At 70.5% G+C, this 20435-nt stretch carries 22 protein-coding genes; 13 read left to right on the top strand and 9 right to left on the bottom strand.

Features of this window, described 5'->3' with window-relative positions:
- Positions 1 to 9: 9 nt before the first annotated feature.
- A complete protein-coding gene (gene hrcA / locus ABGB14_RS01645) occupies positions 10 to 1023 on the bottom strand; it encodes a heat-inducible transcriptional repressor HrcA (RefSeq protein ID WP_347641695.1) in 1014 nt (337 codons plus the stop codon).
- 158 nt (positions 1024 to 1181) lie between these two features.
- On the opposite strand from hrcA, the gene ABGB14_RS01640 reads away from it, so the two are divergent.
- Entirely contained in the window at positions 1182 to 2177 is a 996-nt protein-coding gene (locus ABGB14_RS01640; protein WP_347641694.1) for a hypothetical protein, read from the top strand.
- Positions 2178 to 2194: 17 nt separating this feature from the next.
- Positions 2195 to 3001 (top strand): DUF3097 domain-containing protein, encoded by an 807-nt coding sequence (locus ABGB14_RS01635; protein ID WP_347641693.1) that lies wholly within the window; start codon positions 2195 to 2197, stop codon positions 2999 to 3001.
- Positions 3002 to 3015: 14 nt separating this feature from the next.
- Here the strand turns inward: ABGB14_RS01635 and ABGB14_RS01630 are convergent, their stop codons facing one another.
- Entirely contained in the window at positions 3016 to 4215 is a 1200-nt protein-coding gene (locus ABGB14_RS01630; RefSeq protein WP_347641692.1) for an RNA-guided endonuclease TnpB family protein, read from the bottom strand.
- A 143-nt stretch (positions 4216 to 4358) separates the two neighbouring features.
- Here ABGB14_RS01630 and ABGB14_RS01625 point away from each other — a divergent pair, with 143 nt between their 5' ends.
- A complete protein-coding gene (locus tag ABGB14_RS01625; protein ID WP_347641691.1) occupies positions 4359 to 5261 on the top strand; it encodes a DUF4870 domain-containing protein in 903 nt (300 codons plus the stop codon).
- Here ABGB14_RS01625 and hemW read toward each other — a convergent pair.
- A complete protein-coding gene (gene hemW / locus ABGB14_RS01620; protein ID WP_347641690.1) occupies positions 5258 to 6478 on the bottom strand; it encodes a radical SAM family heme chaperone HemW in 1221 nt (406 codons plus the stop codon). The two genes, ABGB14_RS01625 and hemW, sit on opposite strands and share 4 nt — an antisense overlap.
- A gap of 298 nt (positions 6479 to 6776) precedes the next feature.
- On the opposite strand from hemW, the gene ABGB14_RS01615 reads away from it, so the two are divergent.
- Both ABGB14_RS01615 and ABGB14_RS01610 read left to right on the top strand, forming a co-directional pair.
- The gene (locus ABGB14_RS01615) at positions 6777 to 7463 is read left to right on the top strand and encodes a transcriptional regulator (RefSeq protein ID WP_347641689.1); all 687 of its coding nucleotides are present in this window, start codon (positions 6777 to 6779) and stop codon (positions 7461 to 7463) included.
- Entirely contained in the window at positions 7460 to 9115 is a 1656-nt protein-coding gene (locus ABGB14_RS01610; RefSeq protein WP_347641688.1) for a pyruvate, phosphate dikinase, read from the top strand. The genes ABGB14_RS01615 and ABGB14_RS01610 overlap by 4 nt, the downstream gene beginning before the upstream one ends.
- Before the next feature lie 189 nt (positions 9116 to 9304).
- Here the strand turns inward: ABGB14_RS01610 and ABGB14_RS01605 are convergent, their stop codons facing one another.
- Positions 9305 to 10063: a TetR/AcrR family transcriptional regulator gene (locus tag ABGB14_RS01605; RefSeq protein ID WP_347641687.1), complete on the bottom strand. Its 759-nt coding sequence runs from the start codon at positions 10061 to 10063 to the stop codon at positions 9305 to 9307.
- A gap of 135 nt (positions 10064 to 10198) precedes the next feature.
- Between ABGB14_RS01605 and ABGB14_RS01600 the strand changes: the two genes are divergently transcribed.
- Positions 10199 to 10819, top strand: coding sequence for a hypothetical protein (locus tag ABGB14_RS01600; protein ID WP_347641686.1), 621 nt, complete (start codon positions 10199 to 10201; stop codon positions 10817 to 10819).
- 97 nt (positions 10820 to 10916) lie between these two features.
- Here the strand turns inward: ABGB14_RS01600 and ABGB14_RS01595 are convergent, their stop codons facing one another.
- Both ABGB14_RS01595 and ABGB14_RS01590 read right to left on the bottom strand, forming a co-directional pair.
- The gene (locus ABGB14_RS01595) at positions 10917 to 11501 is read right to left on the bottom strand and encodes a histidine phosphatase family protein (RefSeq protein ID WP_347641685.1); all 585 of its coding nucleotides are present in this window, start codon (positions 11499 to 11501) and stop codon (positions 10917 to 10919) included.
- A gap of 71 nt (positions 11502 to 11572) precedes the next feature.
- Positions 11573 to 12244 (bottom strand): DUF998 domain-containing protein, encoded by a 672-nt coding sequence (locus ABGB14_RS01590; RefSeq protein ID WP_347641684.1) that lies wholly within the window; start codon positions 12242 to 12244, stop codon positions 11573 to 11575.
- A 91-nt stretch (positions 12245 to 12335) separates the two neighbouring features.
- Between ABGB14_RS01590 and ABGB14_RS01585 the strand changes: the two genes are divergently transcribed.
- Positions 12336 to 12962: a TetR/AcrR family transcriptional regulator C-terminal domain-containing protein gene (locus tag ABGB14_RS01585; protein ID WP_347641683.1), complete on the top strand. Its 627-nt coding sequence runs from the start codon at positions 12336 to 12338 to the stop codon at positions 12960 to 12962.
- 106 nt (positions 12963 to 13068) lie between these two features.
- On the opposite strand, the gene ABGB14_RS01580 is transcribed toward ABGB14_RS01585, so the two are convergent.
- On the bottom strand, positions 13069 to 13380 hold the full coding sequence (locus ABGB14_RS01580) for a hypothetical protein (protein ID WP_347641682.1): 312 nt from the start codon (positions 13378 to 13380) through the stop codon (positions 13069 to 13071).
- 232 nt (positions 13381 to 13612) lie between these two features.
- Between ABGB14_RS01580 and ccmA the strand changes: the two genes are divergently transcribed.
- Both ccmA and ABGB14_RS01570 read left to right on the top strand, forming a co-directional pair.
- Positions 13613 to 14236: a heme ABC exporter ATP-binding protein CcmA gene (gene ccmA / locus ABGB14_RS01575; protein ID WP_347641681.1), complete on the top strand. Its 624-nt coding sequence runs from the start codon at positions 13613 to 13615 to the stop codon at positions 14234 to 14236.
- Positions 14233 to 15786, top strand: coding sequence for a DUF6297 family protein (locus ABGB14_RS01570; protein ID WP_347641680.1), 1554 nt, complete (start codon positions 14233 to 14235; stop codon positions 15784 to 15786). Before ccmA ends, ABGB14_RS01570 begins: the two co-directional genes overlap by 4 nt.
- 12 nt (positions 15787 to 15798) lie before the next feature.
- Here ABGB14_RS01570 and ABGB14_RS01565 read toward each other — a convergent pair whose 3' ends face one another.
- Entirely contained in the window at positions 15799 to 16293 is a 495-nt protein-coding gene (locus ABGB14_RS01565; protein WP_347641679.1) for a GNAT family N-acetyltransferase, read from the bottom strand.
- A 46-nt stretch (positions 16294 to 16339) separates the two neighbouring features.
- Here ABGB14_RS01565 and ABGB14_RS01560 point away from each other — a divergent pair, with 46 nt between their 5' ends.
- Positions 16340 to 16645: a hypothetical protein gene (locus ABGB14_RS01560; protein ID WP_347641678.1), complete on the top strand. Its 306-nt coding sequence runs from the start codon at positions 16340 to 16342 to the stop codon at positions 16643 to 16645.
- Entirely contained in the window at positions 16642 to 17058 is a 417-nt protein-coding gene (locus tag ABGB14_RS01555; protein WP_347641677.1) for an acyl-CoA thioesterase, read from the top strand. The genes ABGB14_RS01560 and ABGB14_RS01555 overlap by 4 nt, the downstream gene beginning before the upstream one ends.
- Positions 17059 to 17070: 12 nt before the next feature.
- Here ABGB14_RS01555 and lepA read toward each other — a convergent pair whose 3' ends face one another.
- Positions 17071 to 18903, bottom strand: a complete 1833-nt coding sequence (gene lepA / locus ABGB14_RS01550) for a translation elongation factor 4 (protein WP_347641676.1) — start codon at positions 18901 to 18903, stop codon at positions 17071 to 17073.
- Between the two features lie 55 nt (positions 18904 to 18958).
- On the opposite strand from lepA, the gene ABGB14_RS01545 reads away from it, so the two are divergent.
- Both ABGB14_RS01545 and rpsT read left to right on the top strand, forming a co-directional pair.
- Positions 18959 to 19948, top strand: coding sequence for a hypothetical protein (locus ABGB14_RS01545; protein WP_347641675.1), 990 nt, complete (start codon positions 18959 to 18961; stop codon positions 19946 to 19948).
- A gap of 150 nt (positions 19949 to 20098) precedes the next feature.
- Entirely contained in the window at positions 20099 to 20368 is a 270-nt protein-coding gene (gene rpsT / locus ABGB14_RS01540; protein ID WP_347641674.1) for a 30S ribosomal protein S20, read from the top strand.
- The last annotated feature ends 67 nt before the right edge of the window (positions 20369 to 20435 follow it).

The raw sequence follows: 20435 nt of genomic DNA, 5'->3' as shown, positions 1-20435 counted from the left end.
ATCGACCTCTTAAGATGCAGCCAGGATCTGGCTGACGTAGCGTGCCACCGCGCGCACGGCGCCCATCGTCACTGGATAATCCATCCTCGTGGGTCCCAGCACCCCGAGCCGGGCCAGTTGGTTGTCGCCAGAACCGTATCCGGTCGCGACGATGGATGTGCCCCGCAGGTAGGGGTTTTCCGAGCCGATGCGCACGGTGAGCGCGGACGGGGTGTCGGACGTGGTCTCGCCGAGCAGCCGCATGAGCACCACCTGCTCTTCCAGCGCCTCCAGCACGTCGCGGAGGCCGGTGGAGAAGTCGGCGCCGGCGAGGTTGGCCGCCCCGGCGAACACGATCTTCTCGTCGTGCCGCTCCACGAGGGTCTCGAGCAGCACCGACAGGATCGTCGCCACGGCGGGCCGGTCTTCGGCGGGCAACCGCTCAGGCAGGTCGGCCACCAGGTCGGGCACGCTGGTCAGGCCGCAGCCGTCGAGGCAGGAGTTGAGCACGGCGCGCAGGTGCGCGATCCGCGCCTCCTCCACCACCTCGGGCAGCTCGATCACGCGCTGCTCGACGCGGCCGGTGTTGGTGATCAGCACGAGCATGACCCGCCGGTCGTTCAGCGGGACGAGCTCGACGTGCCGCACCGTCGAACGGGTCAGCGTCGGGTATTGCACCACCGCCACCTGCCTGGTCAGCTGCGCGAGCAGGCGAACCGTGCGGGTCACCACGTCGTCGAGGTCGACCGCGCCGGCCAGGAACGTCTCGATCGCCCGGCGCTCGGCCCCCGACAGCGGCTTGACCTGCGAGAGCCGATCGACGAACAGGCGATAGCCCTTGTCCGTCGGCACCCGGCCCGCGCTGGTGTGCGGCTGCGTGATGTATCCCTCCTCCTCCAGCGCCGCCATGTCGTTCCTGACCGTCGCCGGGGAGACCTTCAGATTGTGGCGATCGGCCAGCGCCTTGGAGCCCACCGGTTCGTTGGTCGACACGTAGTCTTCGACAATGGCGCGGAGCACCGCCAGCTTCCGTTCGTCAAGCACGCGCTCACCTCCTGCCCTCGTGCCATGGGGAAGACACAGGCTCTAGCACTCTGTGTTCCCGAGTGCCAAGTGTACGGCTCTCGCCCACAAGGTGCGATAACACCGTGTCCCGTCCTGCTTCTAGCTTCCGGGAAGGGACAGGCCTCACACTTGCGCACATGACCGACGATTCCCAGCCCCCGTCGTCCGACCAGCCGCCAGGGCAGGATCCCGACCAAGGTCAGTCCCAACCCCCGCAGCACGGCCCGCGACCGGGCTCCCAGCCGGGCTACGGCCCTCAGCCGGGCTCCCAACCCGGCTACGAGCCCCAACCCGGTTCGCAACCCGGCTACGAGCCTCAGGCGGGCTCACAGCCTGGTTACAGTCCGCCGCCTCAGTTCGGGCATCCATCGCCACCCTATGATCAGCCCTCGGGCTACGGTCAGCCTTCGCCCCACGGGCAACCGCCGTACCACAGCGGGCCGTACGCGCGACAACCGCACCACAGCCAGCCCGGGCCGTACGCGCAGCAACCCCAGTACGGCCCGCAACCCCAGTACGGCCCGCAGCCGCAGTACGGCCCGCAGCCGCAGTACGGACCTCATGGCGGGCAACCCCAGTTCCCGCCCCGCATCGACCCGAAGGCCGTGACGCCGCCCCTGTGGTGGCTCGGAGCCGTCTGGGGCGTGGCCGTCGTGTGCCTGATCACCGCCGCCGTCATGTTCGGCGGCGGGGCCGACGCGTCCGGCCTGGCGCCGACCAAGGCGTTCGCGGCCGGTGAAAGCGTCACGGTGCCGATCGACCCCGCGGACAGGCCGGCCGTCTACATCGCCAGCGACACGGCCGTCCACTACGCGTGCGAGATCTCCGGACCGGCCAGGCTGGCCAAGACCACGGGCCTCCCGAGGGTCACGGAGGGCGGCACGGTCTGGCAGCAGTTCCTCGTCATCAACGCGCCCGCCAGGGGCGACTACCAGCTGATCTGCACCCACCAGGAGCAGGCCACCGTACGGTACGGCGTCGGGAAGGACGCCTCCTCCACGGGCGCGGTGACGACCGCCCCGTTGCTGGTCGGCGGCGCGGGACTGCTCGCCGCGGTCATCGGCACGGCCGTCGTCCTGGCGGGCCGGGGTGCGTCGCGCAGGCGCCTTGCGGTCGGCGCGGTCGGCGGGTGATTTGCTACCGTCCCCGTGTGTACGAGGGCGATGTACTGGCGGGGAATTGGCGTCGGCCGGGCAAGGGGAAGATCCCGAAAGTGCCCGCCGAGCTGGAGCTCGTCGTGGAAGATGCCGACAGCGGCTTCTGCGGCGCGGTGGTGGCCTGTGACAAGGAGGCCGTCACGCTCGAAGACCGGTTCGGCAAGCGCCGGTTGTTCCCGCTCGCGCCCGCGGCGTTCCTGCTCGAGGGCAAGCCCGTGACACTCGTGCGCCCGGCGGCGGCCCCCGCGGGCACCAGACGCAGCGCGTCGGGCTCGATCGCCGTCCAGGGGCTGCGGGCCAGGGTGGCCAGGGAGAGCCGGATCTACGTGGAAGGTGTGCACGACGCCGCCCTCGTGGAGAAGATCTGGGGTCACGACCTGCGGGTCGAAGGGGTCGTGGTCGAATACCTGGAGGGCGTGGACGATCTTCCCGCCATCGTGGCGGAGTTCGGTCCCGAGCCTGGCCGCCGGCTCGGGGTGCTGGTCGACCACCTCGTGCCCGGTTCCAAGGAGAGCCGGATCGCCGCCGAGATCACCTCACCGGACGTGCTCGTCGTGGGGCACCCCTACGTCGACATCTGGCAGGCGGTCAAACCGTCCGTGCTGCGCATCCCCGGCTGGCCCGACGTGCCGCGCGGCGTGCCGTGGAAGGAAGGCGTGATCGCGGCCCTGGGCTGGCGCATGGAGCCCGCGCAGGCATGGCGGCGCATCCTCGGCGCCGTCTCGAGCTACACCGACCTGGAGCCGGAGCTGCTCGGCCGGGTCGAAGAACTGATCGACTTCGTGACGGAGGCATCTTGACTTCCTCCCCACGCCTAAAGGCGGGGGATTCCAACCTTCACAGGTTGGGTTTCCTGCTTCGTGGGCGACTGCACCCGGGCGGACCCGGAGTGTCTGACATCACCTCCACAGGCAGACACGGCAAGACCTGCCGCCAGGATGTTCTTCGCGGCGTTGACGTCCCTGTCATGCAGGGTGCCGCAGCCCGGACAGGTCCACGTCCGGGTGGAGAGCGAGAGCGTTGCGAGCAGGTGTCCGCAGTCGGAGCATGTCTTCGAGCTGGGGAACCAGCGGTCCACGACGATCAGGTGGCGTCCGTACTTGGCCGTCTTGTATTCGAGCATGCGGCGGAAGGTGCCCCAGCCGCAGTCGGAGATGGCCTTGGCCAGGCTCCGGTTGCGGACCATGTTCTTCACGGCCAGGTCTTCGATCACGATCACGTCGTGGTCGCGGACCAGCCGCGTCGAGGTGCGGTGCAGGAAGTCCGCCCGGGACGCGCGGACCTTGCGGTGGGCGCGGGCGACCTTGGCTTTCGCCTTGGCCCGGTTGTTCGAGCCGCGCTGTTTTCGGGCCATCCGGCGTTGGTAGCGGGCCAGGTTGCGTTCTCGTTCGGCCAGGCTGCGAGGGTTGGCGATCTTCTCGCCGCCGGAGGTGACCGCGAAGTCCTTGACCCCCAGGTCCACGCCGAGCACGGCGCCGGCAGGGGCGGCCTGATCCGGGTCGTCGGCCTCGGCGGCGAAGCTGACGTACCAGCGTCCGCACGGGTCGCGGGAGACGGTCACCGTGGACGGGTTGATCGTGGCCGGGTCGATGTCCGGCCACGACCACACGAACGCCAGTCGCGTGTTCATCTTGGCCAGGAACAGTTGCCCGTCGCGGTAGCGGAACCCGGAGCGGGTGTATTCGGCGCCCTGGCGGCCGGTGCGGGACTTGTAGCGCGGATATCGGGCGCGTCCGGCGAAGAAGTTGGCGAACGCCTTCTGCTGAGTGCGCAGCACCTGCTGAAGCGGGACCGAGGACACCTCGTTCAGCCAGGCGAACTCCTCGGTCCGCTTGAGCTGGGTGAGGAAGGCGTTGGCCTGCGGCACGTTCGTGGATGCCCGTTCGGTGTGCCAGCGGCGGTGCCGCCAGGCGAGCGTCTGATTCCACACCACGCGCACACAGCCGAACGTGCGGTTGAGCACCGCTGCCTGTTCGGGGGTCGGGTAGGCCCGGCACTTGTACGCCGTCCGCACACTCAAGATCTTAGCAGGCCACCCCGCGCCTGCTTAACGCCATTCCGCCTTGACGGCGGACTGACGTCCTGTGCGCCGCTACGCGGCAGGTTCGCTTTCCTCCCCAGGGCTGAAGCCCGGGGTCTCCAGCGAAGGAACGAGAGATGAGCCAGGATCCCCAGCCGCCACCTGACGACGAACGCACCCGCAAGGTGTCAGCGTCAGACCTCCAGCCGGACCACTGCTCCGGCCCTCAACCCCCGGCCTCCGGCGAGCAGCCGGACTACCGCGGCCAACCCGGCTCCCAACCCGGCTACGGCCCTCAACCAGGATCTCAGCCCGCCTACGGCGACCAACCCGGATACGGATCCCAACCGCAATCCCATCCCGCATACGGCGGCCGGCCCGGCTACGGCGGGCAGTTCGGCCAGACGAGCCAGCCGGGCTACACCGGCCAGCCCGGGTACGGCAGCCAGCCCGGGTACGGCCCGCAGCCCGGGTCCGAGCCCGCCTACGGCGAGCAGTCCTACGGCCGGATGCCCGACTCCGAGCCCATCTACGGACCCCAGCCGCCCCGTTACGGCGGGCAACCAGGTTACGGCGGGCAGCCCGGCTACGGTCCGCCTCCCGGTTACGCACCACCGCCCGGCCAGGGCCAGGCCCCGGGATACGGCGCTCCCCCGCCCGGCTACGCCTACCCCCGGGGCCCGCACGAGCCGTACGTCCCCGGCCGTTTCGGCCCTCGCCCGGGCACCGACGACACCTCGCTGGCGATGATCGCGCACCTGCTGGGCCTGCTGGCCTCCTGGATCGGTCCGCTGGTCATCTACCTCATGAAGAAGGACGAGTCGCCGTACGTGCGGGACCAGGCGGCCGAGGCGCTCAACTTCCAGATCACGATGTTCATCGGCTATCTCGTCTCGAGCATCCTGATGATCGTCTTCGTCGGCATCCTGCTGCTGCCGGTGGTCTGGATCGTGTCGTTGATCTTCCACATCCAGGCGGCGATGGCCACGAACAAGGGGCAGATGTACCGCTATCCGTTCGCCATCCGCATGATCACCTAGACGAGCAGATCCCTGATGAGGGCGTCGGCCAGCAGCCGGCCCTGGAGGGTGAGCACCATCAGCCCCGACCTGAACGGCCCGGGCTCGAGCAGCCCCCGCGCCAGCGCGCTCGCCACAGCGGGACGCGCGGCGGGCGCGACCTCGGCGAGCGGGTAGCCGGACGCCAGCCGCAGCTCCAGCATCAGGCGCTCGGCGTCGCGGTCATCGGTGTCCAGCACCTCGCGGGCATGGGCGGGCGAGGCGCCGCCGGCCAGCCGCTGGGCGTAGGCGGCCGGGTGTTTGACGTTCCACCAGCGGGTGCCGCCGACGTGGCTGTGCGCGCCCGGACCGGCGGCCCACCAGTCGCCGCCGGTCCAGTAGAGCAGGTTGTGCCGGCAGCGCGCCGCGTCGGAGGTGGCCCAGTTGGACACCTCGTACCAGTGGAGACCTGCCTGCGACAACATCTCGTCGGCGATCAGGTAGCGGTCGGCGGCCACGTCGTCGTCGGGCATCGGCAGCTCGCCCCTCCGGATCCTGGCCGCCAGCCTGGTGCCGTCCTCGACGATCAGCGAGTACGCCGACACGTGGTCGGGCCCGGCCTCGATCGCCGCGTCCAGCGAGGCCCTCCAGTCGTCGTCGGACTCGCCGGGCGTGCTGTAGATCAGGTCGAGGTTGACGTGCTCGAACCCGGCCGCCCGCGCCTCCTTCACGGCCGCGGCGGCCCGCCCCGGCGTGTGCCCGCGGTCGAGCACCTGGAGCACGTGCTCGCGGACGCTCTGCATGCCGAAGCTGACCCGGTTGAACCCGCCGTGGCGGAGTTTGTCGAGGGAGGACGGGGTGACGGACTCCGGGTTGGCCTCGGTCGTCACCTCGGCCCCCGGCCGCAGCCCGAACTCCGAGCCGATGGCGCCAAGGATCCTGGCCAGGTCTTCCGGAGGAAGCAGAGTGGGGGTGCCCCCGCCGAAGAACACCGTCTCCACCGGCAGCTCGGCCGTGCCCAGGACGCGGCGCGCGAGCCGGATCTCCTCGACGACCGTGTCGGCGTAGTCGCGGTGGGAGGCACCGGGGCCGAGCTCGGCGGCGGTGTAGGTGTTGAAGTCGCAGTAGCCGCAGCGGGTGACGCAGAACGGCACGTGCACGTAGAAGCCGAACGGACGCTCGCCGAGCCCGCTCAGGGCGCTCGCGGGCAGCTCGCCCGTGGCGGGCGCGGGATCGCCGTCAGGCGGGGTGGATGGCACGCCTTCCAGTCTGCCCGCCCGGCGGGAGTGCTCCGGCTCCGGACGTTGACGAAGCGCTTGTCACGACGCCCTTCAAATGACAATAACATCCAGATTGTGAGAGCATCCCAATCATGTTCTGGTGGGAAGAAGTGGTGGAGACACGGCCGGCACGGGTCCGGCAGGCGCGCGGACGCGCATCGGCCGCGAGGCGGGAGCCCGTCGAGCGGGGCTCACGGGCGCGGACCCGGGTCGCGGTGGACGGAGCCGCGACGGCAGCCGACGCCGCACACGGCGCGCGGTCGCGATGGGCCGCGCCATGAGCCGGCCCGCACCCGGCGACCCGGCACGGCGCCCGGTCGCGAAGAGCGATGACGCGAACCGGCCCGCACCTCGCCGCACCGACGCCGGGCTGCTGGTGCTCCATGCACTGCGCTGTGTCGGCCATGCCGGCCTCACCCGTGTGGCCGCGGCCACGGGCATGGACGAGTCCGAGGTCGAGTCCGAGCTGATCGATCTCGCGGTCGCCGGTCTCGTCACGCATCTGTCCGGCGGGTTCGACGTGTGGGGCCTGACGGATGCCGGCCGGGTCGCCGACGCCGAGTGGATCACCGACGAGCTCGAATCAGGTGGCGCGCGTCCCGCTGTCACCGCGGCCTACGAGCGCTTTCTCGTACTGAACCCGGAACTGCTCGATCTCTGCACGGCCTGGCAGCTGAGGCCCGTCGACGGTGTGATGATCGTCAACGACCACAGCGACCCCGCGTACGACACTCGCGTGCTCGACCGGTTCTCCGCCCTGGACCAGCGGGCCGCGGTCGTCTGCGCCGAACTGGCCGCGGCGTTGCCGCGCTTAGGCCGTTATCGAACCCGCCTGACCGAAGCCCTCGACCGTGCCCACTCGGGCGAGCTCGAGTACGTGGCCGACCACGTCGCCGCCTCGTACCACACCGTGTGGGCCCAGCTTCACGAGGACCTGCTCGCGACGCTCGGGATCCCCCGGTGAGGTGGATCCGGCCGCTCTCCGCGCGGGCCGAGGAGCCTGCGGAGGTTCTGGGCGCCAAGGCGCACGGCCTCGTGGTCCTGCACCGTCTGGGGTTGCCGGTGCCCGCCGGGTTCGTCGTCACCGTCGAGGCATGCCGGGCGTTCATGCGCGAGGGCCGTCTTCCCGCCGGACTGGACGAGGAGCTCGCGATCGCCATGACCGGCCTGGAGGCCGCGACCGGACGCAGGTTCGGCGGAGCTCAGGCGCCGTTGGCCGTGTCGGTACGCTCCGGGGCGAGCGTGTCGATGCCCGGCATGATGAACACCGTCCTGAATCTCGGGCTCACGACGGAAGCGTCAGCGGGTTTGGCCGCCGAGACCGGCGACGCCCGGTTCGCGCTGAACTCACGGCTGCGGTTCCTGTCGAGCTTCGCGTCCGCGATCACGGACACCGACGTCATGGGAGCGGCCGCCGACCCCGGCGGAGCCCCGGGCGACGGGGACGCACAGCTGATCGAAGCGGTCGAGGAGCGTATCCGGCAACGAGCCGGCCGGTCGATCCCTGACGGCGCGGCCGAGCAGCTGGAGCTGGCGATCGAGACCGTCTTCTCGTCGTGGGACGCACCTCGGGCGCGTACGTACCGCGAACTGCATGACATTCCGCACGATCTCGGCACAGCGGTGATCGTGCAGGCGATGGTGTACGGGAACCGTGACGACCGCAGCGGCACCGGAGTCGCCTTCAGCCGTGACCCCAACACCGGGGAGAACGTCCCGTACGGCGACGTCCTGTTCGGGCGCCAGGGCGAAGACGTCGTCTCGGGCCGGTCATCGACCCGCCCCCTGCACGAACTGGCCGGCCGGGAACCGGCCGTGTGGAGCGCCCTGACGGAAGCCCTGCGCCGGGTCGAGGGGCACTACCGCGATGCGTGCTACGTCGAGTTCACCTTCCAGGCCGGCGAGCTGTGGCTGTTGCAGGTCCGGCCCGGCCGGTTCGTCGGAGGCGCCGCCGTTCGCGTCGCGACCGAACTCGCCGACGAGCGCCTCATCACCCGGCGAGAAGCGCTGCTCAGGGTCTCGCCACACCATCTGCGGCACGCCCGCACGCCCCGCATGGCGGCATCGGCGAAGGCTGACATCGTCGTCCGCGGAGTGGGGGCCTGTCCCGGTGTAGCGGCCGGCAAGGTGGCGACCACGGCTGAAGCGGCGGTGCGCATGGCCGCCGACGGCCCGGTCATCCTGGTGCGCCCGGAGACGTCCCCGCACGACATGCGCGGCCTGGCCGCCGCCACGGGCATCGTCACCGCGCGCGGCGGGTCGGCCAGCCACGCCGCGGTCGTCGCACGGGCGATGGGAAAGCCGGCCGTCGTCGGCGTCACCGGCCTCGTCGTCGACGTCGCCGCCGCCTCGTGGAGGGCCGATGGGCACACCGTCAGCGAAGGCACCCTCGTCACCATCGACGGGACCAGCGGCGAGGTCGCCCTCGGCAGCCCTCCCGTCTCGACGGACGCGGCCGACGCCCACCTGCGCCGGCTCCTCGCCTGGGCGGACGACGTGTCGGGCGACCGCTCCGAACGCGAGGAGGCCGAACGCCTCACCGCCGCCCACGCCATCCTCCGTCACGACTGCACGAGCAAGTCCGATCTCCGGTCAAGGGTCGTAGGCGATCAGTGACCGGGTGATCGGGGCGTTGGTCGCGTTGTTTCGCCAGATCGCCGCCGCCGGCGCGAGAACGCGCTGGGCGACGCGGATGGTGCAATCCACGGTCCAGCAGTCGTCGGGCGAGCACGCCGACGGTCCGCTTGTCCAGCCCGACGGCAGGCCCGTAGCCGCTTGTCGTAGCCGGACGGTGGCCTGCCAGGATCAGCCGCCCGCGTGGTTGAGCTCGGCCAGCCCGGCCAGAATGCGGTCCAGGCCGAACCGGAAGTCCTCGTCGGTGTAGCCGATGGAAGCGGCGCCGGCCGCGTCGGCGAACAGGCCGCAGAACAGCGGATAGCGGTCCGGCGTCATGACCGTCGCGAGGAAGCCGAAGTAGTCGCCGGCCGCGGCCTCGCCGCCGTCGGAGATGACCGGATCGAGGGTGAGCCTGGCCTGCTCGCGAACGTATCCGAAAATCAGGGTGACGGCGCGCAGCCGGTCGTGCGGGCTCAGCCTGGTCCCCGATAGAGCCTTGAGCATGCGCTCGCCCCACAGCAGGTCGTTCGGCGTGTCCGGCGGGCCGAACGCGGGCACCTGGAGGACCCAGGGGTGGCGCCGGAAGAGGTCGTAGATTTGCCAGGCGGTGGCGGCCAGGGACTCCCGCCACCGTGCGGGGTCGGGGTCCGGCAGGCCGGCCGGGGGCGCGGCGGCGGCATCGCGCATCACCACGACGAGGTCGTCCTTGGAACGGACATGCCGGTACAGCGAGGTCGTCACGGTGCCGAGCGCGGCGGCGACGCGCGCCAGCGACACCGCCCCGAGCCCTTCGCGGTCGGCGAGGTTGATCGCGGCCTCGACGATCCGCTCCAGGCTGAGCCCTCGCCGAGGGCCGGGCCTGGGCGGCTCACCGCGCTCCCGGGCGCGGGAGGCGTGCCAGGCCAGCTCGATGCCCGCCGGCGTGGGCCTCCTGTGGTGCTCCCCCATCGCCTCCGTCTCCCTGTTGCGCTGCGGTATGTCGGCGACAACCCTATAGTGGCGTAGATTTTTCACCACTATGGTGAACAATCTACGCCACTCGTCGGAGGCAGGGCCATGAGAAACAGGACGTCAGTCGTATCCGTGGGCACGTGGGCGGGCGGTGGCTTCGTCACCCTGCTGGTGGCCTACACGGCCGCTCTCGCGGTAATGACGGCCCAAGGGCTGCCGTTCCCGCCGCAGGACCCCTTCCGCACGGCCTTTCACGTGATCATGATGCTCGGAGGGCTGGTCATGGTGCCCCTGTGGTGCGCCGTCCACCTCGCCACCCCGGCCGCCAGGCAGGTCTACACGCTCGCCTCACTGGTGTTCGTCGTGCTGTGTGCCGTGTGCACCTGCGCCAACCGGTTCGTGGCGCTGACTCTGGTCGCGCAGAGCCCCGGCCTCGGCCGGACCGAGGGCCTGGAGTGGTTCGAGCCCTACGGATGGCCGTCGCTGACCTTCGCGCTCGAACTGCTCGGCTGGGGCGTGTTCTTCTCCCTCGCCTGCCTCTTCCTGGCCCCGGCCTTCCGGGGGCATGGCATCGGCATGACCTTCGCGATCACCGGCGTGCTGAGCCTGGGCGGCGCGGTCGGCCTGCTCACCGGCTCCACCGCGCTCATGGGCGCCGTCGCCCCGCTGGCTTGGGGCCTCGGGCCCGCACTGGGCGTGGTGCTCATCGTGTTCCGGTTGCGCTCCCAGCCCCAGGACGCCGCCGCACCCTGAATGGCTCGGCCTGGCACCAGCACACCGCGTCCCCCGAGGCTGAACACCGCCGGGACCGCCGGGAGCCGCTGTCGTGCGACTTCCGGCGCTGCGCCTGTCACGGCCGGACGCTCGGCCCGAATCCGGTCCAGCGCAGGTCGGCCGGAAGGTGACCCATGTCGTTGTAGAACAGCACGGCCGGCGCGGCACCGTCGTAATAGTCGATCGCGGTCAGCGCCGTGTTGCCGCAGCCCAATCCCAGCCACCGGGCCGGCGGTGCGTCGAGGGCCTGCCGCACCAGCCAGGCGACCTGGTAGGCATGCGTGACCAGGACCTCGTGGGTCTCCGTCTCGGCGGGGCGCGCGAACCGGTCGATCAGGGCATCCGCGAGCCTCGCGCCCGCGGCCGCCTCCGCGGCGTCGTAGCCGTCGAAGAAGCCCGCCCACGCCGGCGGTATGTCATCCGGCACGTGTGGCACGTGGTCGACCAGCTCGGCCGCTTCGCGCACGGGAGCCGCCAGGTGCTCGCCGATGATCTGCGCCGAGCGCACCGCCCGGGGCAGGGGCGAATGCCACACCGCATCGATGGGCAGGCTGGCGAGCCGATCCGCCACCAGGTGCGACTGCCGCTCCCCCACGTCGGTCAACTTGCCGAACGCGTCGGCTGCGCCGTGCCGCACCGCGTACAGATGCCGAGTCGCCATCACGATCCCTTCAAATGTTAGGAACATTCCGATGCCATGAACATCCTAATGGGATCGCCGCGTACCAGGACTCAGGCGTCCTGGACGTCCCTCGGACGCCTGCGCAGGAACCACGTCGCGACCACACCGAACCAGCCCAGGCTGACGGCCAGATTGATGCGCTGCCAGAGCCCGTGGTACATCCCCGTCTGGCTCTCCGCGTCGTACGATCCGGCGGCAATCGCGAAGGTCACCGGCACCGCGAGCACCGTGGCGACGCAGAACCACATCCAGGGCCGCCCTCCTGGCTCGGCGGCGAAGTACCTTGCCATCACACCCATGAGCGCGATCAGCGACAGGTAGAACGGAACGGGATTGCCGTCGTGGATCAAGCCGTGCACCGTCGGCTCGGCCGTTCCCGTGCTGCCTACGGGATATCCGGGCTTGGGGTCGGTGACGAAGACGCCGCCCACGATCAGGCACGCGCCGAAGACGGCCGCCAGCAGGGAGGCAGCCACCGATCCGCTGCCGTGACGCATCACGCGCCGCAGGCCGAAGGCGAACCCGAGGACGAGCAGCCCGCTGACGATGAAGTTGGCGATCTGCACCCATCCCCGCTCACCCAGGGAGAGCTCGCTGCCGAAGCGGTGCAATGGCTCATATCCAGGACGGAGCGCGCCCTCAACGAGGATCACTCCCGGGAACAGCACCGAGACAATCAGGCCGCAGCACAACAGCAGCCTGGTGGAACGCGTGTACGACACATGCTCTCCTTAGCAACGATAAGGACGTGTTCCGCCAAACTGCCTTATCATTGATAAGGAGTCAAACGCCGACAGGAGGCCATGACGCGGAGTGAACCGGTCGACGATCATCAGTGCAGCGCTGGAACTGCTGGAAGAAGTCGGACTCGAGGAACTGACGACGCGCCGGCTCGCCGCCCGGTTGCAGGTCAAGTCACCCGCGCTTTACTGGCACTTCCGCAACAAGCGAGAGCTCCTCGATGAGATGGCACGATCCATCCAGGTGCGCCAGGATCTCGGGCCGCCACGCGCCGGCGAGCACTGGCGCGACTGGCTCACCCGCCGGGCCCGCGAGCGCCGCGCCATCCTGCTGTCCCACCGTGACGGCGCCCGTCTCATAGCCGGAAGCAGCCCGGGGCCCGATATCGCCGCCGCGTTCGATGGGGAGCTCAACGCGCTGGCGCTCCAAGGGTTCACTCCCGTGCGGGCCATGCGCGCCATCACCACGCTCGGCTCCTACATAACCGGCTTCGTCCTGGAGGAGCAGGCACGCCGCCAACGGGAGAAGCCCTCACCGAGCGACCTCGACCAAGCTCAGGCGACCCCCACGCTGCTGGCCGCCATCCGCGACGGAGGCTCGCCGGATGGACCTGCCGCGTTCGAGGACGGGCTGGCCCTGCTTCTCGACGGCATCGAGGCCACTCTCCGCAACGGTGGCGACGCCCCCTCGGCCCGATGAAGCCGAGTGAGACGTCTCCGCCGCATCCGGGGGCCCGCGCCGGCCCGGCGAGATCGCCGGCCACCCCGCCGGCAGCGGGACGGATGAGGGGCGGGCGCAGACCCGGCTAGCGGCCACCTTCCGGCGCTCCCGGATCGAGCTGCGACTCCGCGTCGAACCCCGCCAGCTGTAACAACGTCTCCAGCGCCGCCTGCCTGGACTCCTCGACCGAGTCGCCCCGCTCACCGAAGCACTCGGCCGCCACGTCGAGCACCGCCGTCAGCACGGCCGCGTCGGGATAGGGCACATCGACGAGCACCGTGCCGTCATCACCCGCCTCCCCTGGCGAGCCCAGATGGTGCCGCAACAACCTCCGGGTCTCCTCAGCCACAGCGACCCCCAGCACCGCAGCACGCTCGAACCGCTCAGAAGCGATCACGTCACCCTCCTATCGCACAGGTGTTCGGTAGTGAAAGGTAGAGGGCGGCACCGACAGAATCCCTTACGCACACGGCGATCGCCGCCCTCCAGGACGGTGCTCGACTCTCCGCGCCCGCACGGCATCGCGCGTCCGGGACGCCGTTTGCGGGACGGCGCCGTACGGGATGACGATCTCCACACGGCGGCGGTCCGCGCGCCGCGCGGCCCGCACGAGTGGGTACGCTCGAACGGTGTACGAGCCGATCATCGAAGTGGCTGGCCTCGCGGTGGAGCTGGGCGCCAATCCCGTGCTGCAGGACATGCGGCTGACCGTGGCGCCGGGCGAGATCGTGGCGGTGGTCGGCCCCAACGGGTGCGGCAAGTCGACGCTGCTCCGCTGCCTGGCCGGCCTCCAGCCCGCCACGTCCGGCGAGGTCCGGGTGTTCGGGGAGCCGCCGGCCGACGACGCCCGTTTCTGGGCCCGGGTCGCGCTGCTGGGCGACGAGCCGGCCTGGTATCCCGGGCTCACCGCTCGCGAGCATCTGGAGCTGATGGGCGCGGTGCACGCCACGCCCCGCATGGCCGTGGACGCGGCGCTCGACGTGTTCGCCCTGGCGGAGCGGGCCGACGCGGTTCCACTCAACCTGTCCACCGGCCAGCGCCAGCGCCTCTGCCTGGCCGCCGCTCTACTCAGGCCGAGCACGCTGCTCCTGCTCGACGAGCCGGAACGCGGGCTCGACTCCGCCTTCCGCTTGCGACTGGCCGGGCTGCTCGACGACTACGCGTCCGAGGGCGGCACCGTCGTCATGGCCACGCATGACGAAGGCCTGGCCTCGCACGCCCGCCAGGTCTCCCCCTCGGGAGTCACCGCATGACGGGCCCGCACTCGCCCCGGACGTCCGGATCCGAGACCGGCGTGCGGTCGGTACGCGCCTACCTGCGCTCGCGCGGCCGCGCCCCCGCGAGCCTGGCCGATCGCTATGTCACCGTGTTCGGGCTGGCGATGCTGGTCGCCGTGGCCGGTCAGCCCATCTCCACCATGGTCGGCGGTCTGGCCGGATCCGCCGAGCCCGGTCGCATGGGGGCGGGCGTGGCCCTGGTGGCGCTGGCCATGGCCGGTTTCCTGACCGCCGCGATGGCGGTGGGGCCGGTGCTGCTGCCCGCCCCCGACGCGAACTGGCTGCTGCTCTCCCCGCTGGACCGGCGGCATCTGCTCGGCCGCACGGCGCGGGCGCTCACCGCGGTGGCGGTCGTGGCCGGTCTCCTGCTGGGTCTCTGCGCGCTGGCCGTGCTGGGCGCGCCCGACCAGCTCGTGTGGCGGCTGCTCGCCGCGCTGGCGCTCGGCGTCTCGGCGGCCGTGGGCGGGACGGCGCTGGCGGTGCTGGGTCAGGCCTCCCTCTCGTGGCAGGTCTGGCTGACCGCCGCGATCGCCGCGCTGGTCGTGCTGGCCGTGGTGGCCATGAGCGGCCAGCTGCGTTCGGCGCTGGCGATCGCCGCGGGCGCGCCGCTGACGGCGGTCGCGGCCGCCGTCGCGGGCGGCGCCGTGCTCTCCGGGCTGCTGGCAGGGCGGGCATGGGCGGCGCTCGGCCGGATCCCTGCCCGCACCCTGGTCAGCGCCTCCACCCGCGCGGGCCATGTGGCCAACGCGACCGTGACCCTCGACCCCGGCGCGCTGACCTGGATCGCCGAGGACAACCACTGGCGGGCCAGAAAGCTCGGCTCGCGCCGCTGGCCGTCGTGGCCCGCGCCGCTCGCTCTGGCCTGGCAGGACTGGCTCCGCCTGGCCCGCAGGCCCCGGCGGCTGGCGACCATGACGGCGGCGGCCGCGCTGCCCGCCGTGCTGGCCCAGGCGGGCGTCACGAGCGTGGCGCTCTGGGCTGCCGTGCCGGCGGGGGCGCTGGCCGTGGCCTGCACCGGCGTGACCGGGGCGCGCAGAGACAGCGACAACCCGGTCATGGCCCGGCTGATCGGCGTGGGCCGGCGCCCGGCGCTGGCGGCCCGCGCCGTGCTTCCCACGCTGCTGAGCGCCGCCTGGACGACCCTGGCCCTGGCCGGGCCGGCTCTGATCGCCGGCGGCTTCCCCGGGGCGGAGACCGGGGCCGGCGGGGCGTGGTCTGGGGCATGGTGGCTGCTCGGGCCGCTGATGGCTCCCGCCCTTGCGGCAGGGGCGCTGCGGATGGCCAGGCGCAGCCCTGTCGATCATTCCATGCCGGTGATCGACACGCCGGCCGGCTCGATCCCGACCGGGCCGCTGATCTGGGCGGTCACGGGTGCGGACCTGGCCGTGCTGGGATGCCTGCCCGCCCTGTCGGCGCCGCTGGTTCCGGCGCACGGCCTGGGCGCTCTCCTCGCGGCCCAGGGCGTGGTGAGCGTGCTGGTCCTGGCGGGCTACGTGCTGCGCGCCGGCACGCGCAGGGCAGGGTGACCCCTTCGCTGCTCAGGCGACGTACACGTCGCTCGGCACGCCCCCGTACGGGATCGTACGGTCCTTGCGCATGCCCGCCTTCTCGGCCACCTTCCGCGACGGCTCGTTGACCTCGCGGATCACCGCCACGACGGGGCCGCCCAAGCCCTCCCCCACCCGCAGCGCCGCCTTGGCCAGTTCCAGCGCGTATCCCTGTCCCCATGCCGACGGCCGGAAGCGGTAGTACAGGTTGAGCACCTCTTCCCGGTCCACGACCGCGCGACGCAGGCCGCCGAAGCCGAGCACATGCGACTCGCCCGCGCGGCGCACCGCCCAGTAGCCGAGCCCTCGCTCCTCCCAGTCGGCCAGCCACAGGTCCAGCATGGCCCGGCTGGACTCCACGTCGGTAACGGGACCGTCGGGGTGGTAGACGCTCGTCCGCGGATCCGAGTGGATCTCATGGACGGCGTCGAGATCGTCGGCTGTGACACGGGAGAGGACCAAGCGTGCCGTCCGTACCACTTCCACCCTTACAGGGTAGTATGTAGAATCGCATAGCGTTTGATACCGATCGATGGGCGATGTGATGGACGTACCGAAGCTCCAATCCTCGTTGCGGCTCATCGCCCGCGGGCTGGAAGAGCTGGCCGCCGCACTGGGCGAGCCCGAGTCGAGCGAGGACGAGCGCACGGCGCGGGTCATCGGGGAGTGGGGGCGGCGCGGGCTCACCCAGAAGGAGGCGTCGGCACTGTTCCAGCGGCACGGATTCGCCCCGCAGACGACGGGCGGATGGGCGCGCGGCGACTGGGTGGAGATCGGCGACGACGGCCTGCGCTATCTCACCGCCCGATCACACGCCTGGCTGGAGGAACGATCATGACCTTCTCGGTGCGCATCGCCGTGCGCGGCTACGAGCTCGACGGGCAGGGCCACGTCAACAACGCGGTCTATTTCCAGTACGGTGACCACGCCCGCTGGGAGTGCCTGCGCGAGGCCGGCATCTCGGTCGACGACCTGTGGGACGACGGCATCGGCCCCGTGACCCTGGAGAACACCATCCGCTACCACCGCGAGCTGCGCGCCGGCGACGAGGTCGAGGTGACGTGCGCGTTCGAGTGGGGCGAGGGGAAGACGTTCCGGGTCAGGCAGGAGTTCAGGAAGCCCGACGGTGAGCTGGCGGCGGAGATGACCGGCGTCGGCGGGCTCATGGATCTCCGGGCCCGCCGCCTGCTCGACGACCCGAAGGCCCGCTGGCGCGCGCTGGCGCGGACGCCGGCCGTGCTCGGGTTGTAGGGCCGCGGAGGCCTACTTCTTGGCCTTGTCGGCGCTGGAGGAGTCGGTGGACAGCGCGGCGACGAAGGCCTCCTGCGGCACCTCGACGCGGCCGACCATCTTCATCCGCTTCTTGCCTTCCTTCTGCTTCTCAAGCAGCTTGCGCTTACGGGAGATGTCGCCGCCGTAGCACTTGGCCAGGACGTCCTTGCGGATGGCGCGGATGTTCTCGCGGGCGATGACCCTGGCTCCGATGGCCGCCTGGATCGGCACCTCGAACTGCTGCCTCGGGATCAGCTCGCGCAGCTTCTTCGCCATGTCGACGCCGTAGGCGTAGGCCTTCTCCTTGTGAACGATCGCGCTGAAGGCGTCGACCGGCTCGCCCTGCAGCAGGATGTCGACCTTGACCAGCTCGGACTCCTGCTCGCCTGCGGGCTCGTAGTCGAGCGAGGCGTAGCCGCGGGTGCGCGACTTCAGCTGGTCGAAGAAGTCGAAGATGATCTCGCCCAGCGGGAGCGTGTAGCGGATCTCGACCCGGTCTTCCGACAGGTAGTCCATGCCGAGCAGCTGGCCGCGCCGCCCCTGGCAGATCTCCATGATGGCGCCGATGAACTCGGCCGGCGCCAGGAGCGTGGACTTGGTGACCGGCTCGAAGACCTGCGCGATCTTGCCTCCGGTGGGGAACTCCGACGGGTTGGTGACGGTGAGCTCCTTGCCGTCCTCCATGATCACGCGGTAGACGACGTTGGGCGCCGTGGAGATCAGCGACAGCCCGAACTCGCGCTCCAGGCGCTCGCGGACGATCTCCATGTGCAGCAGCCCGAGGAACCCGACGCGGAAGCCGAAGCCGAGCGCGGCCGACGTCTCCGGCTCGTAGACCAGCGCGGCGTCGTTGAGCTGCAGCTTGTCGAGCGCCTCGCGCAGCTCGGGATACTGGTCGCCGTCGATCGGATAGAGCCCGGAGAACACCATCGGCTTGGGGTGCTCGTAGCCGGCCAGCATCTCGGGAGCGGGCTTGGCCGCGGCCGTCACCGTGTCGCCGACCCGTGACTGGCGCACGTCCTTCACGCCCGTGATCAGATAGCCCACCTCGCCGACGCCCAGCCCGAGCTCGGCCACCTTGGGCTCGGGCGAGATGACGCCGATCTCCAGCGTCTCGTGGGTGGCCATGGTGGACATCATGAGGATGCGCTCGCGCTTGCCCAGGTGGCCGTCCACGACCCGGACGTAGGTGACGACGCCGCGGTAGGTGTCGTAGACCGAGTCGAAGATCAGCGCGCGGGCGGCCGCGTCGGCGTCGCCGACCGGCGCCGGCACGGTCGCGACCACGTGGTCAAGCAGCTCGCGCACGCCCTCGCCCGTCTTGCCCGACACCTTGAGGACGTCGGAGGGGTCGCAGCCGATCAGCCCCGCCAGCTCCTCGGCGAACTTCTCCGGCTGGGCCGCGGGCAGGTCGATCTTGTTGAGGACCGGGATGATGTGCAGGTCGGCGTTCATGGCCAGATAGAGGTTGGCCAGCGTCTGCGCCTCGATCCCCTGGGCCGCGTCGACCAGCAGGATCGCGCCCTCGCACGCCTGCAGCGACCGCGACACCTCGTAGGTGAAGTCGACGTGCCCCGGCGTGTCGATCATGTTGAGCACGTGGCCGTCCCACGGGAGCCGCACGGCCTGCGACTTGATCGTGATGCCGCGCTCGCGCTCGATGTCCATCCTGTCGAGATATTGAGCGCGCATGGAGCGTTCGTCGACCACCCCGGTGATCTGCAGCATCCGGTCGGCAAGGGTCGACTTGCCGTGGTCGATATGCGCGATGATGCAGAAGTTGCGGATCAACGCGGGGTCGGTCTGGCCAGGCTGAGTGCGCACCGAAGTCCGTTTCGACAGGGTTGAGTCAAGCAGTCTTTCATGGTGACATGCCCGGATGAATGCCCGGACCGTCATCCGCCGCGGCCTGCGCCTGCTCGCGCTTGCCGCGGCCATCGTGCTGGCGCTGGTCGGCCTGATCGCCGCCACGCTCCGCATCCAGTTTACCGGTGACCCGGCCGCATGGGCGAAGAGCACGGGCCATGACGCCCTGTGGCTGGGCCATGCGTGGGTCGACGGGCGCCGCACCGAGCGCGACGTCGAGCGGCTGGCCGTACGGCTGCGCGCCACGGGGATCAAGGACGTGTACGTCCACTCGGGACCTTTCGAGATGGATGGCCGATTAGATCCAGCCAAATACCCCAACGCTCGAAATTTCCTGACGTGGATGCGCGAGCATCTCCCGACCGTCCGCATCTCCGCCTGGCTCGGCCAGTCCGTCAACGACGCCCTCGACCTCGACGACCCCAGGGCCCGCCAGAACGTGCTGGCCGGCGTCGCCGCCATCATGAAGGAGGGTTACGACGGCATCCACTACAACTTCGAACCCATCGGCGACGGCGACACCGAATTCCTGCGGCTCCTCGACGAGACCAGGCGGCACACACGACTGCTGTCCACCGCCAGCCCGCAGATCGAGCCCTACCCCGGCATGCGCCTGACGGCGAGGGCCGTCCTGGGCCACGACAAATACTGGTCGTCGGGCTACTTCACCCAGGTCGTGAACCGGGTCGACCAGGTCGCGATCATGACGTACGACTCGGGCACCCCACTGCAGGCGCTCTACGGCGGCCACGTCGTCAGGCAGTCGGAGCTGGCCCTCGACCTGGTGCCCGGCGACAAGTCGCTGTTCGTCGGCGCGCCCGCCTACCATGACCACGGCCTGGCCTGGGCCGACAACGCCGAGAGCGTCGAGATGGCCGCCGAGGGCGCCAAGCTGGCCCTGTCGGAGCACGGCCGCCGCGAGCGCTTCGGGCTGGCACTCTACGTCGACTTCGCCGCCACGGAGGACGACTGGCGTGAGTACATGACGCGCTGGATGGCCTAGCTCCCGTACACTGATGGACGGACCCATTTTCCCAGGCCGTTGATTTGAGCAGCCGCCTGGGTTATTGGTAATCTGTTCAACTGCGTGTGGCGCGCCCTCTCATCGAGCCCGCGCGCCCCATCCATCACTGACTTTCACCGAGGCTTCTTCGTGGCGAACATCAAGTCCCAGATCAAGCGCAACAAGCAGAACGAGAAGGCTCGCCTGCGCAACAAGGCGGTCAAGTCGTCGCTGAAGACGGCCGTCCGCAGGTTCCGCGAGGCCGCCGAGCAGGGCGACGTCCAGCAGGCCGTCGCGCTGCAGCGGGCCGCCGCCCGCCAGCTCGACAAGGCCGTCAGCAAGGGCGTCATCCACAAAAACCAGGCCGCCAACCGCAAGTCCGCGATCGCCAGGCAGGCCGCGGCACTGTCCGCCAGCTGACGCAGCACCAGAAACGCCGCATCCCCTAAGGGATGCGGCGTTTGCCGTTTCGGCAGACTTTTGTCAC

The organism is Nonomuraea sp. B10E15, assembly GCF_039871615.1.
Lineage (GTDB): Bacteria > Actinomycetota > Actinomycetes > Streptosporangiales > Streptosporangiaceae > Nonomuraea.
This window is presented reverse-complemented; position numbering and strand designations above follow the sequence as displayed.